The organism is Streptomyces sp. NPDC028289, assembly GCF_055565975.1.
On the sequence record NZ_JBVHTI010000001.1, the window covers coordinates 155,784 to 172,688 of the forward strand.

The window sequence follows — 16,905 nt, forward strand, 5'->3', positions numbered from 1 at the left end:
CTGGAGATCAACATGCTTGCCTCGTTCCTGATGCCACCCCTCGTGTTCGCCGCGGACGTTCCTGGCGGACGTCCTGCGGCGCCGTGCCGAGGAGGTGCGGGCCCGTGCGCGAGGGACCCACCACCCGATGCGCCGCGCCCGGATGATGCGCGAGGCACGCCGACGGCTCGACGAGGCCGACGCTCTCCTCGGGCCCGTAGTGGCCCTGCATTTCGAACGCCGCGAGAGCGAGGAACACAAGTACGCGGCCTGCCTCAACAAGCTGGGGTCTCTACGGCTGGCCCAAGGACGCCACCAGGAGGCTCTGGACGCCCTGCTGGAGGCGGAGTCCATCTACCGCGGCTCCTACGACGCCGGACATCCCTACCGGGCCAAGACCCTCTCCCGCCTCGGCGCCGTCCTGATCGCCACCGGCGGCACGGTCGTCCTCTCCACGGGCGAGGAAGTGAACGCCGAGCAGACGCTGCTGCTCGCCGAAGAAATCTTCCGTACCCGTCTCGGCGACAGCCATCCCTCGCTCGTCGCGGTGTACGAACGCCTTGCACAGTGCACCACGGACGCGACCGCGAAGGCGGAGCTCCGTGGCCGAGCCCGCCGGATCAAGGAGGCGCTCTTCAGCGAGACGCTGCCCGAGCCCGAGCCGCACCCGTCGATCGCTCCTGACGCGGCACCCTCGTGAACGCATGCACAAGCGGCCCCCTACCATGGTGCCCGTGCCAAAGCTGACCCCCGCCGACCTCGTAGCGGCGCTGCGCAACCCGCTCGCCTTCATCGCCGATCACTGGACGCCGGAGCCCCGGACCGTCCGGCGGGCGGCTCTCGCCGCGCTCCTCATGTCGGTGGTCATCGTGGTCACCGGCGGCGCGGTGCGGCTCACCGGATCCGGGCTCGGCTGCCCGACCTGGCCCGAGTGCACCGCCGGCTCGCTGACCCCGACCGACGCGCTGAGCTACCACAGCGCCATCGAGTTCACGAACCGCATGCTGACCTACGTGCTGTGCGCGGCGGTCGGCTGGGCGATCATCGCGGCCCGGTCCCAGAAGCCGTTCCGGCGCGGCCTGACCCGGCTGGGCTGGGCGCAGTTCTGGCTCGTGATGAGCAACGCGATCCTGGGCGGCATCGTGGTGCTCGTCGGCCTCAACCCGTACACCGTCGCCGCGCACTTCCTGCTGGCGACGGCCCTCATCACGGTCGCCGCCCTGATGTGGCAGCGCACCCGCGAGGGTGACGGCGAGCCCCGTCCGCTGGTCGGCAGGGCCGTGCAGCAGCTGGTGTGGGCCCTGGTGGCCGTGTCGCTGCTGCTCATCGCCGCGGGCACGGTGGTGACCGGCGCGGGACCGCACCCGGGCGACTCCGGCGACGTCGAGCGCATCGACGTCAGCTGGTCGGGCGTCGCCGAGCTGCACGCGGTGTTCGCCTGGATCGTGGTGTCGCTGACCTTCGCCCTGTGGTTCTTCCTCAAGGGCGTCGGCGCGCCCCAGGGTCCGCGGGACCGCGTCCGCGACCTGTTCCTGATCCTGCTCGGTCAGGGCGTGATCGGGTACGTCCAGTACTTCACGCACCTGCCCACGGTCCTGGTCGGCCTGCACATGTTCGGCTCCTGCCTGGTGTGGATCGGCGTGCTGCGGGTCCTGTTCTCACTGCGGGAACGCGCCGAGACCACGGCCGACGTGCCGACTCAGCCGTACGACGCCGTGAGCGCGTCGATCGCCGGGCCCAGGTAGTCCCGGGTCAGCCTGGCCCGGTGCGCCGTCCAGTCCTTGGTGGGCGCGGCGGGATGAGCGTCGTAGCGGCGGCTTCGGATGTCCTCGACGACCTCGGCGGGGGCGCCCAGGCCGGGCAGCAGGTCCAGTGCCTCGCGTTTGGAGATCAGGCGGCCCTCGCGGGCGGTGACGGTGGCGCGGGCGAAGGTGATCAGGCCCAGATCGACCCAGACGGCCTGTGTCCACCGCGAGGCCTTGTCGACGGCGGGTCGCCAGTACTCCCGCTGGTCGCGGACGACGAAGTCGCCGAGTTCCCGGTTCGTCACGGGTGGCAGCAGTGCGGCTGGGGCCCGGCCGTGCAGCACCCGTCCGAAAGCGTGCAGCTCACGCCGGGTCACCGGGGTGACCGCCCGTCTGAACAGCCGCTGGTGCGCCCAGGTCCAGTGGCGGCGGGCGGGGTCGGCCGCGGTCGACGGGGTCAGGTAGGTGCAGTGCAGGACGGCGGCGAGCGGCAGCGCGCGCAGCCGGGCGTGCGCCACGCGGATCCGCCATACGACGGCCGGGGTCACCGGGCCGGGCAGGACCGCGATCAGGTCCAGGTCGCTGCGGCCCTCCTGGTAGTCGTCGCCCGCGGCGAGCGAGCCGTGTGCCCAGACGGCCACGGGATCCAGTGCCGACAGCTCGCGGACGAAGCGGGCCAGTAACGTCTCGGTGTCCATGCGCTCAGTCTGGACAGTTCACTCCAGCCCGTACACCCGTTTCGCGTTCCCCGCCGCGATCAGCCCGGCCACGCGCTGGGCGTCGCCCAGGGACCACGCGTCCTCCGCGACCCAGGTGCCCAGGACCCGGGCGAGGGACTCGCGGAACAGGCGGGCGCCGACCACGTGCAGCTCGGGCAGGCCGTGGGCGCCGCTGGAGAAGAGGATCTTGCCGAAGGGGGCCAGTTCCAGGATCTCGGCGAGGATCGTCGCGGCGCGGGCGCCCGTGCGCACCAGGGCCGCGCCCGAGTCGGCGTACACGTGCGGGAAGACGCCGGCGAGGTGGGCGGCGTGGCGGTGGTAGGGGTAGCCGTGCAGGAGGACCAGGTCGGTGCCGAGGCCGGCGGTGGCCCGGACGAAGTCGGTGAGCAGGACCGGATCGGTGCGGTCGATCCGGGCCCCGGGCTCGCCGAGGCCCGCGTGCAGCTGCAGCGGGAGACCGGAGGCCACGGCGATCCAGAGCAGGTGCCGCAGGAGGACCGGGTCGGCCAGCTCGCCGCCGACCCGGCGGCCCGCCAGCCAGCGGCCGGCCGCGCCTCTCACCTCACCGGGACCGGGGGGTTCGGGGGCCAGGGCCAGGCCGTGCCGGACCCCGGCGACGGAGGTGAAGGCGACCGCGTTCGCGGCCGCGCCGTGCACCGACTCGGCGAGGTTGGCGAGGAACGACTCGACGGTGCCGGAGGTGTCGGCGACCTGCTCGGCGAGGAGTTCCAGACGGACGATCTCGCGGGCCGCGGCGGCGCCGGTCGAGGCCATCTCGGCGGGGCCGGTGAGGTCGCCGGGCAGTCCGGTGTCGACGAGGTAGGTGGTGATGCCGCTGCCGCGCAGGAGACGGCGGCCGGCCTCCAGGACGCCGAGTTCGCGGCGCCGGGCCAGGTAGCGGGCCGGTGCGCAGTGGGGTTCCAGGCCGAGGAGCGGGGGGCACCAGCGCCGTACCGCGAAACCGGTCTGGGTGTCGAAGAGGGTGGTGCCGGCGGCCGGGGGGCCTTCGGTGCGGGCGAGCTGGGCCTCGAAGGTGCCGAGGCCCAGCTCGGTGCGGAGCACTCCGTGGCAGTACTGGTCCACCAGGTTCGGCGTCTCGATCATCCGGGCTCCCGTGTGGACGGCTGCATGTCCGTCTTAACGGGTGAACGGGTTGGAGGTCGCGGGGTGCGGTCGTTCTTCGGCCGCGGGCCGGTGGGGGTTGTTCGCGCCCACGCGGCGGAGCCGCACAGCAGATACAGCCCCGCGCCCCTTGCGGGGCGCCTGTTCAACCGCCGATCTGAATGCCGGCCATCCGCTTCCACTCGTAAGGCCCCGTCTGGACCTTCGCCGCGAACTCGCCGTCGAAGGACTCGTGGACGGTGATGCCGGACTTGGCGACGGCCTGCTCGGCGATCTCGTACGTCGGGGCCACCAGGTCGCCCCAGCCGCCGTCCTCGCCGACGAGGACGATGCGGGCGCCGCGTTCGCCGATGTAGGCCACCTGGCCCTCGGCTCCGCCGTGGGCCCTGGCGAAGGTGCCGATCCGCTTCGCGAGGCGCGCGACCTTGCGCTCGGCCTTCTGGTCAACCTGCTGCGTGTCTGCCATGGACAGGATGCTACCGACGGGTAGATCGATTGGCGACGGAGGGACCAAGTGACCCTTACCTCAGGAAGGGGTCCACCGCGACGGCCACGAAGAGCAGCGAGACATAGGTGATGGACCAGTGGAACAGCCGCATCTCCTTGAGCTTTCCGCCCGTCACCTCGGCCTTCGCGCGGTGCTGGAGGGCGTGCGCCTCCCAAAGCCACCAGCCGCCGGCCGCCAGGGCGACCAGGGTGTAGAACCAGCCGGTGTAGCCGAGGGGGGTGAGGAGCAGCGAGACGGCGACCATCACCCAGCTGTAGATGACGATCTGCTTGGCGACCACCTTGTTGGAGGCGATGACCGGCAGCATCGGCACGCCCACGCGCGCGTAGTCGTCCTTCACCTTCATGGAGAGCGGCCAGTAGTGCGGCGGCGTCCAGAAGAAGATCACCAGGAAGAGGATGACCGGCGCCCAGGAGAGCGAGTCGGTGACGGCCGACCAGCCGATCAGCACCGGCATGCAGCCGGCGATGCCGCCCCACACGATGTTCTGCGAGGTACGGCGCTTCAGGATCATCGTGTAGACGACGACGTAGAAGAGCAACGCTCCGAGTGACAGCCAGGCGCTCAGCCAGTTGACGGTAAGACCGAACAACACGGTGGAGACGACCGCCAGGGAGATGCCGAAGGCCAGGCACTCGCGCGGGCTGACCATGCCGGTCACCAGCGGACGCTGCGAGGTCCGGTCCATCAGCGCGTCGATGTCCCGGTCGATGTACATGTTCAGCGCGTTGGCGCCGCCCGCCGAGAGGTAGCCGCCGACGCAGGTGAGCAGCACCAGCGTCAGGTCGGGCACACCCTGCTGCGCCAGGAACATCACCGGAACGGTGGTGATGAGCAGCAGCTCGATGATCCGTGGCTTGGTCAGCGCCACGAAAGCTTTGACACGGGCCCCGAACGGCCGGTGGCTCGGGCTCTCGCTCGCACCGAGCACCCCCGCTGGACGGGATTCGACGGCCGTCACGCACACCCCTGACAGAGACTCCCAGCGAGCCCCGCCGTGTGAACTCACGGTAAAGGCTCGCGCGTACCACGCCACTTTAGACGTTGCCCATACCCCGACCTTCGCGGGGGTGGGGTCGTGTTGGCGGGCGTCTCGGGAGAGGGGTGGGGTGGCTCGATTGAGCAGTCAGATGAGCGGTTCCGTATTCATGTGCCGAATGCCTTCTCGGCCAGTCGGGAGGCGGATCCCCGAGAGTCCCGGCAGTCTGGAAACACTCGAAAAAATGCACGTCCTTACGGGGGTAGGCTCGACAACGGCCGGTGGGCACCCAGTGCACCGGCAGCCGGTGCGGGCGTGTGCCCGGGGACCGGTAACCGAACATGTGGAGAGGAGCCCTGACTCAGGGTGAGCACCAAGCCGACCACCACAGACCTCGACTGGACCGAGTTGGACCAGCGGGCCGTAGACACCGCCCGCGTCCTGGCCGCCGATGCCGTACAGAAGGTCGGCAACGGCCATCCGGGTACGGCGATGAGCCTGGCGCCGGCCGCGTACACCCTCTTCCAGAAGGTGATGCGGCACGACCCGTCCGACCCCGACTGGGTGGGCCGCGACCGCTTCGTGCTGTCCGCCGGTCACTCGTCGCTGACCCTCTACACACAGCTCTACCTGGCCGGCTTCGGCCTGGAGCTGGAGGACCTCGAAGCCTTCCGCACCTGGGGCTCGAAGACCCCGGGCCACCCGGAGTACGGCCACACCAAGGGCGTGGAGACCACCACGGGCCCGCTGGGCCAGGGTGTCGCCAACGCCGTCGGCATGGCCATGGCCGCCCGCTACGAGCGCGGTCTGTTCGATCCGGACGCGCCGCAGGGCGAGTCGCCGTTCGACCACTTCGTGTACTGCATCGCCGGTGACGGCTGCCTGCAGGAGGGCATCTCCGCCGAGGCGTCCTCGATGGCCGGCCACCAGAAGCTCGGCAACCTGGTCCTGCTGTGGGACGACAACCACATCTCGATCGAGGGCGACACCGAGACGGCCGTCTCCGAGGACACCGTCAAGCGGTACGAGGCGTACGGCTGGCATGTCCAGCGCATCGCCCCGAAGCCGGACGGCGACCTGGACCCGCACGCCATCTACAACGCGATCGAGGCCGCGAAGAAGGTGACGGACAAGCCGTCCTTCATCGCGATGCGCTCGATCATCGCCTGGCCCGCCCCGAACGCGCAGAACACCGAGGCCGCCCACGGCTCGGCGCTCGGCGCGGACGAGGTCGCGGCCACCAAGCGCGTCCTCGGCTTCGACCCGGACAAGAGCTTCGACGTCGCCGAGGAGGTCATCGCCCACACCCGGCAGGCCGGGGAGCGCGGTGCCGCCGCCAAGGCCGAGTGGGAGAAGTCGTTCCAGCTGTGGCGGGACAACAACGCCGAGCGGGCCGCGGACTTCGACCGCATCTCCGCGGGCGAGCTGCCCAAGGGCTGGGAGGAGAAGATCCCGGTCTTCGAGCCCGGCAAGGGCGTCGCGACCCGCGCGGCCTCCGGCAAGGTGCTCCAGGCGCTCGGTGCGGTGATCCCGGAGCTGTGGGGTGGTTCCGCCGACCTCGCCGGGTCGAACAACACGACCATCGACAAGGACAGCTCGTTCCTGCCGGCGGACAACCCGCTGCCGGGCGCGGACCCCTACGGCCGCACCATCCACTTCGGTATCCGTGAGCACTCCATGGCCGCGGAGATGAACGGCATCACCCTGCACGGCAACACCCGTGTCTACGGCGGTACGTTCCTCGTCTTCTCCGACTACATGCGCAACTCGGTGCGGCTGTCGGCGCTGATGCACCTGCCGGTGACGTACGTGTGGACCCACGACTCCATCGGTCTCGGCGAAGACGGCCCGACCCACCAGCCGGTCGAGCACCTCGCCTCGCTGCGCGCCATCCCGGGCCTGAACGTGGTCCGCCCGGCCGACGCCAACGAGACCGCGATCGCCTGGCGCGAGATCCTCAGGCGCTACACGAAGGTCTTCGGCAAGGGCGCTCCGCACGGCCTGGCTCTGACCCGTCAGGGCGTGCCGGTGTACGAGTCCAACGAGGACACGGTCAAGGGCGGTTACGTCCTGTTCGAGGCGTCCGACGGGACCCCCGAGGTCATCCTCATCGCCACCGGTTCCGAGGTGCACGTCGCCGTCGAGGCGCGCGAGCAGCTGGAGGCCGACGGCGTGCCCACGCGCGTCGTGTCCATGCCGTGCGTGGAGTGGTTCGAGGAGCAGGACCAGGGGTACCGGGACAGCGTCCTGCCGCCGTCCGTCAAGGCGCGGGTGTCGGTCGAGGCGGGTATCGGTCTCACCTGGCACAAGTACGTCGGGGACGCCGGCCGCATCGTTTCCCTGGAGCACTTCGGTGCTTCCGCCGACGGCAAGGTGCTCTTCCGCGAGTTCGGCTTCACTGCCGAGAACGTGGCCGCCAAGGCCCGGGAATCCATCGCCGCCGCCCAGCGCTGACGCTCATATACGACACGTAGGAGATGTAATTCCATGACAGACGCACTCAAGCGCCTCTCCGAGGAGGGCGTCGCGATCTGGCTGGACGACCTGTCGCGCAAGCGGATCACGTCCGGCAACCTTGCCGAGCTGATCGACCAGCAGCACGTCGTGGGCGTCACCACCAACCCGACGATCTTCCAGAAGGCGATCTCTTCGGGCGACGGCTACCAGCAGCAGGTCTCGGACCTCGCCGCCCGCAAGGTGACCGTCGAAGAGGCCATCCGCATGATCACCACGGCGGACGTCCGCGACGCCGCCGACATCCTGCGCCCGGTCTTCGACGCGACCGACGGCCAGGACGGCCGGGTGTCGATCGAGGTCGACCCGCGCCTCGCGCACAACACCAAGGCGACCGTCGCCGAGGCCAAGCAGCTGGCCTGGCTGGTGGACCGCCCCAACACGCTCATCAAGATCCCGGCCACCGAGGCGGGTCTGCCGGCGATCGCCGAGGTCATCGGCCTCGGCATCAGCGTCAACGTCACGCTGATCTTCTCGCTCGAGCGTTACCGCAAGGTCATGGACGCCTACCTGACCGGCCTGGAGAAGGCCAAGGAGCGCGGCCTCGACCTGTCGCTCATCCGTTCGGTGGCGTCGTTCTTCGTGTCCCGCGTGGACACCGAGATCGACAAGCGCCTGAACGACCTGGGCACCGACGAGGCCAAGGCGCTGCGCGGCAAGTCCGCCGTCGCCAACGCCCGGCTCGCCTACCAGGCCTACGAGGAGGTCTTCTCCTCCGACCGCTGGCAGGCGCTGGAGAACGCGGGCGCCCGCAAGCAGCGTCCGCTGTGGGCCTCCACCGGCGTGAAGGATCCGGCGTACAAGGACACCCTGTACGTCGTCGACCTGGTCGCGCCGAACACGGTGAACACCATGCCGGAGGCCACTCTCCTCGCGGTCGAGGACCACGGCGACATCGCAGGCGACGCCGTCACCGGCACGTACGAGCAGGCCCGCGCCGACCTCGACGCCGTCGAGGCGCTCGGGATCTCGTACGACGACGTGGTCCAGGTACTGGAGGACGAGGGCGTCGAGAAGTTCGAGGCGTCCTGGAACGACCTGCTCAAGTCGACCCAGGCGGAGCTGGAGCGCCTGGCCCCCTCGGAGGGCTGACATCTTGTCAAGCAGCAACCCGCTGCGTGACCCCGCCGACCGACGGCTCCCGCGTATCGCGGGGCCGTCGGGTCTGGTCATCTTCGGCGTCACGGGCGACCTCTCCCGCAAGAAGCTCATGCCCGCCGTCTACGACCTCGCCAACCGGGGTCTGCTGCCGCCGGGCTTCTCCCTGGTCGGCTTCGCCCGCCGCGAGTGGGCCAACGAGGACTTCGCCGCCGAGGTCCACGACGCCGTCAAGGAACACGCCCGCACCCCGTTCCGCGAGGAGGTCTGGCAGCAGCTCATCCAGGGGATGCGCTTCGTCCAGGGCACCTTCGACGACGACGACGCGTTCGAGCGCCTGCGCTCCACCATCGAGGAGCTGGACAAGGCGCAGGGCACGGGCGGCAACTTCGCCTTCTACCTCTCGGTGCCGCCGCGCTCCTTCCCGGTGGTCATCCAGCAGCTGAAGAAGCACGGGCTGGCCGACCAGTCCGGCGGCTCCTGGCGGCGCGCGGTCATCGAGAAGCCCTTCGGCCACGACCTGAAGTCGGCCGAGGAGCTCAACAAGGTCGTGCACGAGGTGTTCGAACCCGACCAGGTGTTCCGGATCGACCACTACCTCGGCAAGGAGACCGTCCAGAACGTCTTGGCGCTGCGCTTCGCCAACACCATGTTCGAGCCGGTCTGGAACCGGTCCTTCGTGGACCACGTGCAGATCACCATGGCCGAGGACATCGGTATCGGCGGCCGCGCCGGCTACTACGACGGCATCGGCTCGGCCCGTGACGTCATCCAGAACCACCTGCTCCAGCTCATGGCCCTGACCGCCATGGAGGAGCCGGCCTCCTTCTCCGCGGACGCGCTGGCCGCGGAGAAGGAGAAGGTGCTCGGCGCGGTACGACTGCCCAAGGACCTCGGCACCTCGACCGTGCGCGGCCAGTACGCGGCCGGCTGGCAGGGCGGCGAGAAGGTCATCGGCTACCTCGAAGAGGACGGCATCGACGGCAGGTCGAAGACCGACACCTACGCCGCCGTGAAGCTGGAGATCGACAACCGCCGCTGGGCGGGCGTCCCCTTCTACCTGCGCACCGGCAAGCGCCTCGGCCGCCGCGTCACCGAGATCGCGGTGGTCTTCCAGCGGGCCCCGCACTCCCCCTTCGACCAGACGGCCACCGAGGAACTGGGGCAGAACGCGATCGTCATCCGCGTCCAGCCCGACGAGGGCGTCACCGTCCGCTTCGGCTCCAAGGTGCCGGGCACCTCGATGGAGATCCGGGACGTGTCGATGGACTTCGCCTACGGCGAGTCCTTCACCGAGTCCTCGCCGGAGGCGTACGAGCGGCTCATCCTGGACGTGCTGCTCGGCGACGCCAACCTCTTCCCGCGCACGGAGGAGGTCGAGCTGTCCTGGAAGATCCTCGACCCGATCGAGACGTACTGGGACACGCACGGCAGGCCCGCCCAGTACAAGTCCGGCACCTGGGGCCCCGCCGAGGCCGACGAGATGCTGGCACGAGACGGACGGAGCTGGCGCCGCCCATGAAGATAGACCTCACGGACACCACGGCCGGCAAGGTCAACAAGGCGCTGGTGCAGGGCCGCCGGGCCATCGGCACGCCCGCCGTGGGCATGGTGCTCACCCTCGTCATCGTCACCGACGAGGAGAACGCGTACGACGCCCTGAAGGCCGCCGGCGACGCCTCGCACGAGCACCCCTCGCGCACGCTGGTCGTCATCAAGCGCGTCTCCCGCTCCCCCCGCGACCGTACGGCGTCCCGCCTGGACGCCGAGGTCCGGGTGGGCGCGGACGCGGGCTCCGGCGAGACGGTGGTGCTGCGGCTGTACGGCGAGGTCGCCGACCACGCCGACTCGGTCGTCCTGCCGCTGCTGCTGCCGGACGCCCCGGTCGTCGTCTGGTGGCCGGTGAACGCCCCGCTCGACCCGGCGAAGGACCCCCTCGGTGCCCTCGCCCAGCGCCGGGTCACCGACACCTACTCCTCCGAGCAGCCGGTACGGGAGCTGTCCGCCCGCGCGGACGCCTACACCCCCGGCGACACGGACCTGTCCTGGACCCGGATCACGCCCTGGCGCTCGATGCTGGCGGCGGCCCTGGACCAGGTGGTCTGCGAGGTCAAGGCGGTCGAGGTGGAGGGCGAGGAGTTCAACCCGAGCTGCGAGCTGCTGGCGATGTGGCTCGCGGACCGGCTGGACGTCCCCGTCAAGCGCTCCCTGTCGGCCGGCCCCGGCCTGACCGCGGTCCGGCTCGCCACCAGCGAGGGCGCGATCGCGCTGGACCGCGCGGACGGCTCCCTCGCGACCCTGTCCATCGACGGTCAGCCGGACCGTGCGGTGGCGCTGAAGCGGCGCGACACGGCCGAGCTGATCGCGGAGGAGCTGCGCCGGCTCGACCCGGACGACACCTACGCGTCCGCGCTGCGGTTCGGCGTGGAGCGCCTGAACGCGTCGGCCTCCCCGGCCACGGAACCGGTGCCGGTTCCGGAAGCTCCGGCTCCGGAGGTCTCCCCCAAAGGAGAACCGGTCACCCGTGCGGCAGCAGCCCCCGAAGCCGCTGCCGAGGCTCCCACGACAGAAGCGGCACCGCAGGAAAGGCCGCCGCTGAAGAAGAGGGCGAAGGCGACATGAGCACTCCCCAGCTGGTCGTGCACCGCGACAAGGAGCTGATGGCGCAGGCCGCCGCGGCCCGCCTGATCACGAAGATCGTGGACGCCCAGGCCTCCCGGGGCGAGGCGTCCGTGGTCCTCACGGGCGGCCGCAACGGCAACGGCCTGCTGGCGGCCCTGGCGGCGGCCCCGGCCCGGGACGCCATCGACTGGGGCCGGCTCGACCTCTGGTGGGGCGACGAGCGCTTCCTGCCCGAGGGCGACCCGGAGCGCAACGTCACCCAGGCCCGCGACGCCCTGCTCGACCAGGTCCCGGTGGACCCGAAGCGCGTGCACGCCATGCCCGCGTCGGACGGCCCCTGGGGCACGGACGTGGACGCGGCGGCCGAGGCCTACGCGGCGGAGCTGGCCCGCGCGGCCGGCCCCGAGAACCACGGCTCGGTGCCCACCTTCGACGTCCTGATGCTGGGAGTCGGCCCGGACACCCACGTGGCCTCGCTCTTCCCGGAGCTGCCCGCGGTTCGCGAGACGGAACGCACGGTGGTCGGCGTCCACGGCGCCCCCAAGCCCCCGCCGACCCGGGTCTCCCTCACCCTCCCCGCCATCCGCTCGGCCCGCGAGGTCTGGCTCCTGGCGGCGGGCGAGGACAAGGCCGAGGCCGTCGCCATCGCCCTCTCCGGCGCGGGCGAGATCCAGGCCCCGGCAGCAGGCGCCCAGGGCCGCCAACGCACGCTCTGGCTGCTGGACTCGACGGCGGCCTCCCAGCTGCCAAGGTCGCTGTATCCGCCGGCTTCGGCGTGACGAAGCACTGACAGAGAACCCGTACGGCCGTCGCGGCCGTACGGGTTCTTTCACGGCCGGGCCTAACGCCCGTGCAGCTCCCGGTACTTGGCCACCAGCGCCGTCGTCGACGCGTCCAGGCCGGGTACCTCGGTGCCCTCGGTGAGGGCGGGCTCGATGCGCTTGGCGAGCACCTTGCCCAGCTCCACGCCCCACTGGTCGAAGGAGTCGATGTTCCAGACGGCGCCCTGGGTGAACACCTTGTGTTCGTACAACGCCACCAGCTGGCCGAGCACGGACGGGGTGAGTTCCCGCGCGAGGATGGTCGTCGTCGGGTGGTTGCCCTTGAAGGTGCGGTGCGGGACCTGCTCCTCGGCCACGCCCTCCGCGCGGACCTCCTCCGCCGTCTTGCCGAAGGCCAGCGCCTGGGTCTGGGCGAAGAAGTTCGCCATCAGCAGGTCGTGCTGCGCCTTGAGTTCACCGCTCAGCTCGGCGACCGGCTCGGCGAAGCCGATGAAGTCCGCCGGGATCAGCTTGGTGCCCTGGTGGATCAACTGGTAGTACGCGTGCTGGCCGTTGGTGCCGGGCGTGCCCCACACCACCGGGCCGGTCTGCCACTGCACCGGCCGGCCGTCCCGGTCCACCGACTTGCCGTTGGACTCCATGTCCAGCTGCTGGAGGTAGGCGGTGAACTTGGAGAGGTAGTGGCTGTAGGGCAGCACCGCGTGCGACTGGGCGTCGTGGAAGTTGCCGTACCAGATGCCCAGCAGGCCGAGCAGCAGGGGCACGTTGGACTCGGCGGGAGCGGTGCGGAAGTGCTCGTCGACCAGGTGGAAGCCGTCCAGCATCTCCCGGAAGCGGTCCGGGCCGATGGCGATCATCAGCGAGAGACCGATCGCCGAGTCGTAGGAGTAGCGGCCGCCGACCCAGTCCCAGAACTCGAACATGTTGTCCGGGTCGATGCCGAACTCCGTCACCTTCCCGGCGTTCGTGGACAGGGCCACGAAGTGCTTGGCGACCGCTTCCTGACCGGCCTTCAGCTCGGTGAGGAGCCAGTTGCGGGCGGAAGTCGCGTTGGTGATCGTCTCGATGGTGGTGAACGTCTTGGAGGCGATGACGAAGAGGGTCTCGGCCGCGTCCAGGTCGCGGGTGGCCTCGTGCAGGTCGGCGCCGTCGACGTTGGAGACGAAGCGGACCGTGAGGTCGCGGTCGGTGAAGCTGCGCAGCACCTCGTAGGCCATCGCGGGGCCGAGGTCGGAACCGCCGATGCCGACGTTGATCACGTTCTTGATGCGTTTGCCGGTGTGGCCGGTCCAGGCGCCGGAGCGGACACGGCCGGCGAAGTCGGCCATCTTGTCCAGGACGGCGTGCACCTGCGGCACCACGTTCTCGCCGTCGACCTCGATCACCGCGTCGCGCGGGGCGCGCAGGGCGGTGTGCAGCACGGCGCGGTCCTCGGTGACGTTGATCTTCTCGCCGCGGAACATGGCGTCCCGCAGGCCGAACACGTCGGTGGCGGCGGCCAGCTCCCGCAACAGCCGCAGCGTCTCGTCGTTGACCAGGTGCTTCGAGTAGTCGATGTGGAGGTCGCCGACCTGGAGTGTGTAGCCCGTGCCGCGTCCCGGGTCGGCGTCGAACAGGTCCCGCAGATGGGTCTCGGCGAGCTCCTCCCGGTGCTTGGCGAGCGCGGTCCACTCGGGCGTCTGGTTGAGCCTGGTACGGCCGTCTGCGTTCATTCCGACTTCAGCCTTCTTCCTTGCACCTGTCCTGTTGCGCGCCTGTGCCGCTGCCGTTCCAACCTAGTTGATCAGCTCGGGGCACGGCCTGCCGTCGCGCCGTCCCGCGGCGCAACAACAGGTACGTCCGGCTTGCGCACCGGTATCAACGAGGTGACGGCCAGGCCGAAGAGGACGGCACCCAGCAGCGCGGGCCCGTTCAGGCCGTAGGCTCCCGCGACGGCTCCGCCGAGGAGGGCGCCGAGCGGCGCGCCGGACGTGGAGGAGGTGCGGAAGGCGGCGGCGATCCGGCCGGTCATCGACTCGGGCGCGCGTTGCTGCATCAGCGTGACCTGGTTGACGTTCCACACCATGTTCATCGCGCCGAGCAGCAGCATGCCGACGACGAGGGCACCGAGGTGCCGGACGGTGCCGATGAGCAGTAGGGACGACGTCTGCACCGTGCCGGCGACCAGCAGGGCCCGGACCCGGCCGGTGCGGCGGGCGATGCGCTGGGCGAGGAAGCCGCCGGTGATGCTGCCGGCCGAGTACGCGGTCATGGCCGCGGCGTATCCGGCGGTGCCGGCGTGCAGCCAGCGCGTGACGTGCAGCACGAGGGTGGCGATCAGGGCGCCCATGCCGATGTTGCAGAGCAGGGTGGCCACGCAGGCGGCCCGCAGGGGGCGGTCCTGCCACAGGGCGCGCAGGCCCTCGCCGATCTCCGTGCGCAGGGTGCTGCCGGCCGGGCGTGGGGCCCGCTCCGCCGGCCGGGTCCGCAGCGAGGCGACCAGGGCGGCGGCCGCGAGGAAGGTGCTCGCGTCGGCCGCGAAGGGCACGGTCGCGCCGGCCGCCAGGAGCAGCGGCACGAGCGGGGCGCCGAGCAGGCCGCCGGCGATCTGCTGGCCGGTCATCAGCCGGGCGTTGGCACCGCCGAGGGCGTGCCGGTCCACCAGGGAGGGCAGCAGGGCCGTGGAGGCGTTGTCGAAGAGTGTCTGCAGGGTGGTGAGCGCGAAGGCGAGCAGGAGCAGCAGGGGGATCGAGGCGTGACCGACCGCCACGGCGAGTGCGAAGGCGGCGACGAGCAGCCCTCGTACCGTGTCCACGGCCCACATCGCGCGCCGCTGGTCCACCCGGTCCGCGACGGCACCGCCGAGCAGCCCGAACAGCAGCCACGGCGCATAGCCGCAGGCTGTCACCGAGGCGACGGCGAGCGGGTCGTCGGTCAGGCGCGCGGCCAGCAGGGGCAGCGCGGACGACCGTAACGCGTCCCCGAACCGGGAGACCACGGCGGCCGTCCACAGCCGCCCGAATCCCCCGCGCCACACCGGTGCCCCCTCGCCCACCGTCACCGCCGCCCCCTCACGATCCGCCGATACACGAACCGTAGAGGGCACCACTGACAACGGGCCGGGCCCCGGCCGCGGAGACAGCTCCGGCCAGGCGCCTCGTGGGCACCCGGCCGGTCTCAACTCCTAGATCTCGCCCCGCAGTTTGGCGAGCGCCTCGGCGAGGATCGCCTCGCCGTCCGCGTCGCTGCGCCGCTCCCGTACGTACGCGAGGTGCGTCTTGTACGGCTCGGTGCGCGGCGGGTCCGGCGGGTTGTCCCGGTCCTGACCGGCCGGGAAGCCACAGCGCGGGCAGTCCCAGGTCTCGGGCACCTGCGCGTCGCTGGCGAAGCTCGGCTGCGTCTCATGCCCGTTGGAGCACCAGAAGGAGATGCGCAGACGCGGCGCGGACTCGCCGCGCTCGGCCTCGCCCATCGGCCCCGCCCCGACCCGGCTACCTCGGATCGCGTTGCCACTTGCCACGGTCGTAACTCCCTGCGTGATGGTGCCGCGAAGCGAGTCGGCGTGTCGCTTCGTTGCGAGCGCCTCAGTCTACGTAAGGCCCAACGCGCGTCCAGTGGTGGGAGTTACCGCCCCAGCACCTAGACGCAAGCCCCATGATAGGCCGCGCTCAGGTGCGCGTACCGAACATGGGGCCTTACGTACGGATTGTGCGTGTGTGCGAGTCGCGGATCAGCTGTTCGTCTTCATCAGGATGCCGAGGACGATGATGCACGCGAGCCACAGCAGACCGATCACCAGGGTGATCCGGTCCAGGTTCCGCTCGGCGACCGAGGAGCCGCCGACGGAGGACTGCATACCGCCACCGAACATGTCGGAGAGGCCGCCGCCCTTGCCCTTGTGCATCAGCACCAGCAGCATCAGCAGCAGGCTGAAGACGATCAGGGCGATCGAGAACCCCAAAACCACGGCTGGACCAACTCTCTCGGATTCGGATGAACGACGGGGACAAGGCAGCTGACCGCCTTGTCCCCGCAAGGGTACGACGGATCGCCCCCGTGGCCTACTCGCTCCGCCCGATCACTGATCGCGGAAGCGCACGATCTTGACGAATTCGTCCGCGTCCAGCGAGGCGCCGCCCACCAGGGCGCCGTCGATGTCGGCCTGCGCCATGATCTCGGCCACGTTGCCGGACTTGACGGAGCCGCCGTACTGGATGCGGACCTGGTCGGCCAGCTCCTGGCTGTACAGCTCGGCGAGCTTGGCGCGGATCGCGGCGCAGACCTCCTGGGCGTCCGCGGCGCCGCAGACCTTGCCGGTGCCGATGGCCCACACGGGCTCGTAGGCGATCACGACGGTCTCGGCCTGCTCGGCCGGGAGGTCCTTGAGACCGCCCTCGACCTGGGCGAGGGTGTGGGAGACGTGGTTGCCCGCCTCGCGGACGTCCAGCTCCTCCCCGACGCACAGGATCGGGGTGAGGCCGTGCTTGTAGGCGGCCTTGACCTTGGCGTTCACGATCTCGTCGGTCTCGGCGTGGTACTGGCGGCGCTCGGAGTGGCCGATGACCACGTACGTGCACTTCAGCTTGGCCAGCATGGGGCCGGAGATCTCGCCGGTGTAGGCGCCGGAGTCGTGTGCCGAGAGGTCCTGGGCGCCGTACTTGATCTTGAGCTTGTCGCCGTCGACCAGGGTCTGCACGGAGCGCAGGTCGGTGAAGGGCGGCAGGACGGCGACCTCGACGGCCTCGTAGTCCTTGTCGGCCAGGGCGAAGGCGAGCTTCTGGACGTGCGCGATGGCCTCGAGGTGGTTGAGGTTCATCTTCCAGTTGCCCGCCATGATCGGCGTGCGCGTGCTCATGTG

Annotated in this window: 16 protein-coding genes; 7 read left to right on the plus strand and 9 right to left on the minus strand. The window is 70.5% G+C overall.

What is annotated here, in order from left to right; translation table 11 throughout:
- The first annotated feature begins 127 nt into the window (after positions 1-127).
- Together ACZ4UV_RS00765 and ACZ4UV_RS00770 are read left to right on the plus strand one after the other, a co-directional pair.
- Complete coding sequence (locus ACZ4UV_RS00765; protein ID WP_467835105.1) at positions 128-679, plus strand: tetratricopeptide repeat protein; 552 nt, start codon at positions 128-130, stop codon at positions 677-679.
- A 25-nt stretch (positions 680-704) separates the two neighbouring features.
- Positions 705-1,724: a COX15/CtaA family protein gene (locus tag ACZ4UV_RS00770; protein ID WP_451020335.1), complete on the plus strand. Its 1,020-nt coding sequence runs from the start codon at positions 705-707 to the stop codon at positions 1,722-1,724.
- Here the strand turns inward: ACZ4UV_RS00770 and ACZ4UV_RS00775 are convergent.
- The 4 genes from ACZ4UV_RS00775 to ACZ4UV_RS00790 all read right to left on the minus strand — a co-directional run bounded on the left by ACZ4UV_RS00775 (position 1,679) and on the right by ACZ4UV_RS00790 (position 5,040).
- Positions 1,679-2,422 (minus strand): nucleotidyltransferase, encoded by a 744-nt coding sequence (locus ACZ4UV_RS00775; RefSeq protein ID WP_451020334.1) that lies wholly within the window; start codon positions 2,420-2,422, stop codon positions 1,679-1,681. The genes ACZ4UV_RS00770 and ACZ4UV_RS00775 overlap by 46 nt on opposite strands.
- 18 nt (positions 2,423-2,440) lie before the next feature.
- Positions 2,441-3,547 carry an amidohydrolase family protein gene (locus ACZ4UV_RS00780; RefSeq protein ID WP_390038349.1) on the minus strand — a complete coding sequence of 369 codons (1,107 nt, stop codon included), beginning with the start codon at positions 3,545-3,547 and terminating at the stop codon, positions 2,441-2,443.
- A 163-nt stretch (positions 3,548-3,710) separates the two neighbouring features.
- Positions 3,711-4,031 (minus strand): hypothetical protein, encoded by a 321-nt coding sequence (locus tag ACZ4UV_RS00785; RefSeq protein WP_390038348.1) that lies wholly within the window; start codon positions 4,029-4,031, stop codon positions 3,711-3,713.
- A gap of 55 nt (positions 4,032-4,086) precedes the next feature.
- Positions 4,087-5,040, minus strand: a complete 954-nt coding sequence (locus ACZ4UV_RS00790) for a heme o synthase (protein ID WP_451020333.1) — start codon at positions 5,038-5,040, stop codon at positions 4,087-4,089.
- Positions 5,041-5,418: 378 nt separating this feature from the next.
- On the opposite strand from ACZ4UV_RS00790, the gene tkt reads away from it, so the two are divergent.
- Genes tkt through pgl form a run of 5 tightly spaced genes read left to right on the plus strand, consistent with a single transcriptional unit; the run spans position 5,419 to position 12,065 of the window.
- On the plus strand, positions 5,419-7,506 hold the full coding sequence (gene tkt, locus ACZ4UV_RS00795) for a transketolase (protein ID WP_451020332.1): 2,088 nt from the start codon (positions 5,419-5,421) through the stop codon (positions 7,504-7,506).
- A 33-nt stretch (positions 7,507-7,539) separates the two neighbouring features.
- Positions 7,540-8,658 (plus strand): transaldolase, encoded by a 1,119-nt coding sequence (gene tal, locus ACZ4UV_RS00800; protein ID WP_351485738.1) that lies wholly within the window; start codon positions 7,540-7,542, stop codon positions 8,656-8,658.
- 4 nt (positions 8,659-8,662) lie between these two features.
- Entirely contained in the window at positions 8,663-10,186 is a 1,524-nt protein-coding gene (zwf, locus tag ACZ4UV_RS00805) for a glucose-6-phosphate dehydrogenase (RefSeq protein WP_451020331.1), read from the plus strand.
- Complete coding sequence (gene opcA / locus ACZ4UV_RS00810) at positions 10,183-11,286, plus strand: glucose-6-phosphate dehydrogenase assembly protein OpcA (protein WP_451020330.1); 1,104 nt, start codon at positions 10,183-10,185, stop codon at positions 11,284-11,286. The genes zwf and opcA overlap by 4 nt, the downstream gene beginning before the upstream one ends.
- Positions 11,283-12,065, plus strand: coding sequence for a 6-phosphogluconolactonase (gene pgl, locus ACZ4UV_RS00815; protein ID WP_390038337.1), 783 nt, complete (start codon positions 11,283-11,285; stop codon positions 12,063-12,065). The genes opcA and pgl overlap by 4 nt, the downstream gene beginning before the upstream one ends.
- 62 nt (positions 12,066-12,127) lie before the next feature.
- Here pgl and pgi read toward each other — a convergent pair whose 3' ends face one another.
- The 5 genes from pgi to tpiA all read right to left on the minus strand — a co-directional run bounded on the left by pgi (position 12,128) and on the right by tpiA (position 16,902).
- Positions 12,128-13,780, minus strand: coding sequence for a glucose-6-phosphate isomerase (gene pgi / locus ACZ4UV_RS00820; RefSeq protein ID WP_467835113.1), 1,653 nt, complete (start codon positions 13,778-13,780; stop codon positions 12,128-12,130).
- A 71-nt stretch (positions 13,781-13,851) separates the two neighbouring features.
- Complete coding sequence (locus ACZ4UV_RS00825) at positions 13,852-15,045, minus strand: MFS transporter (protein ID WP_467836441.1); 1,194 nt, start codon at positions 15,043-15,045, stop codon at positions 13,852-13,854.
- A gap of 186 nt (positions 15,046-15,231) precedes the next feature.
- Positions 15,232-15,567 carry an RNA polymerase-binding protein RbpA gene (locus tag ACZ4UV_RS00830; protein ID WP_003976875.1) on the minus strand — a complete coding sequence of 112 codons (336 nt, stop codon included), beginning with the start codon at positions 15,565-15,567 and terminating at the stop codon, positions 15,232-15,234.
- A gap of 210 nt (positions 15,568-15,777) precedes the next feature.
- Positions 15,778-16,008: a preprotein translocase subunit SecG gene (gene secG / locus ACZ4UV_RS00835; RefSeq protein ID WP_177233337.1), complete on the minus strand. Its 231-nt coding sequence runs from the start codon at positions 16,006-16,008 to the stop codon at positions 15,778-15,780.
- Positions 16,009-16,125: 117 nt separating this feature from the next.
- Positions 16,126-16,902 carry a triose-phosphate isomerase gene (gene tpiA, locus ACZ4UV_RS00840; protein WP_451020251.1) on the minus strand — a complete coding sequence of 259 codons (777 nt, stop codon included), beginning with the start codon at positions 16,900-16,902 and terminating at the stop codon, positions 16,126-16,128.
- Positions 16,903-16,905 lie beyond the last annotated feature (3 nt).

What these genes read in the sequence shown, in the direction of transcription:
- opcA (WP_451020330.1), top strand. Translation starts at nt 10,183, where the DNA reads ATGAAGATAGACCTCACGGACACCACGGCCGGCAAGGTCAACAAGGCG.
- ACZ4UV_RS00765 (WP_467835105.1), top strand. Translation starts at nt 128, where the DNA reads ATGCGCCGCGCCCGGATGATGCGCGAGGCACGCCGACGGCTCGACGAG.
- pgi (WP_467835113.1), bottom strand. Translation starts at nt 13,780, where the DNA reads ATGAACGCAGACGGCCGTACCAGGCTCAACCAGACGCCCGAGTGGACC.
- tal (WP_351485738.1), top strand. Translation starts at nt 7,540, where the DNA reads ATGACAGACGCACTCAAGCGCCTCTCCGAGGAGGGCGTCGCGATCTGG.
- ACZ4UV_RS00785 (WP_390038348.1), bottom strand. Translation starts at nt 4,031, where the DNA reads ATGGCAGACACGCAGCAGGTTGACCAGAAGGCCGAGCGCAAGGTCGCG.
- ACZ4UV_RS00775 (WP_451020334.1), bottom strand. Translation starts at nt 2,422, where the DNA reads ATGGACACCGAGACGTTACTGGCCCGCTTCGTCCGCGAGCTGTCGGCA.
- ACZ4UV_RS00770 (WP_451020335.1), top strand. Translation starts at nt 705, where the DNA reads ATGGTGCCCGTGCCAAAGCTGACCCCCGCCGACCTCGTAGCGGCGCTG.
- pgl (WP_390038337.1), top strand. Translation starts at nt 11,283, where the DNA reads ATGAGCACTCCCCAGCTGGTCGTGCACCGCGACAAGGAGCTGATGGCG.
- ACZ4UV_RS00780 (WP_390038349.1), bottom strand. Translation starts at nt 3,547, where the DNA reads ATGATCGAGACGCCGAACCTGGTGGACCAGTACTGCCACGGAGTGCTC.
- tpiA (WP_451020251.1), bottom strand. Translation starts at nt 16,902, where the DNA reads ATGAGCACGCGCACGCCGATCATGGCGGGCAACTGGAAGATGAACCTC.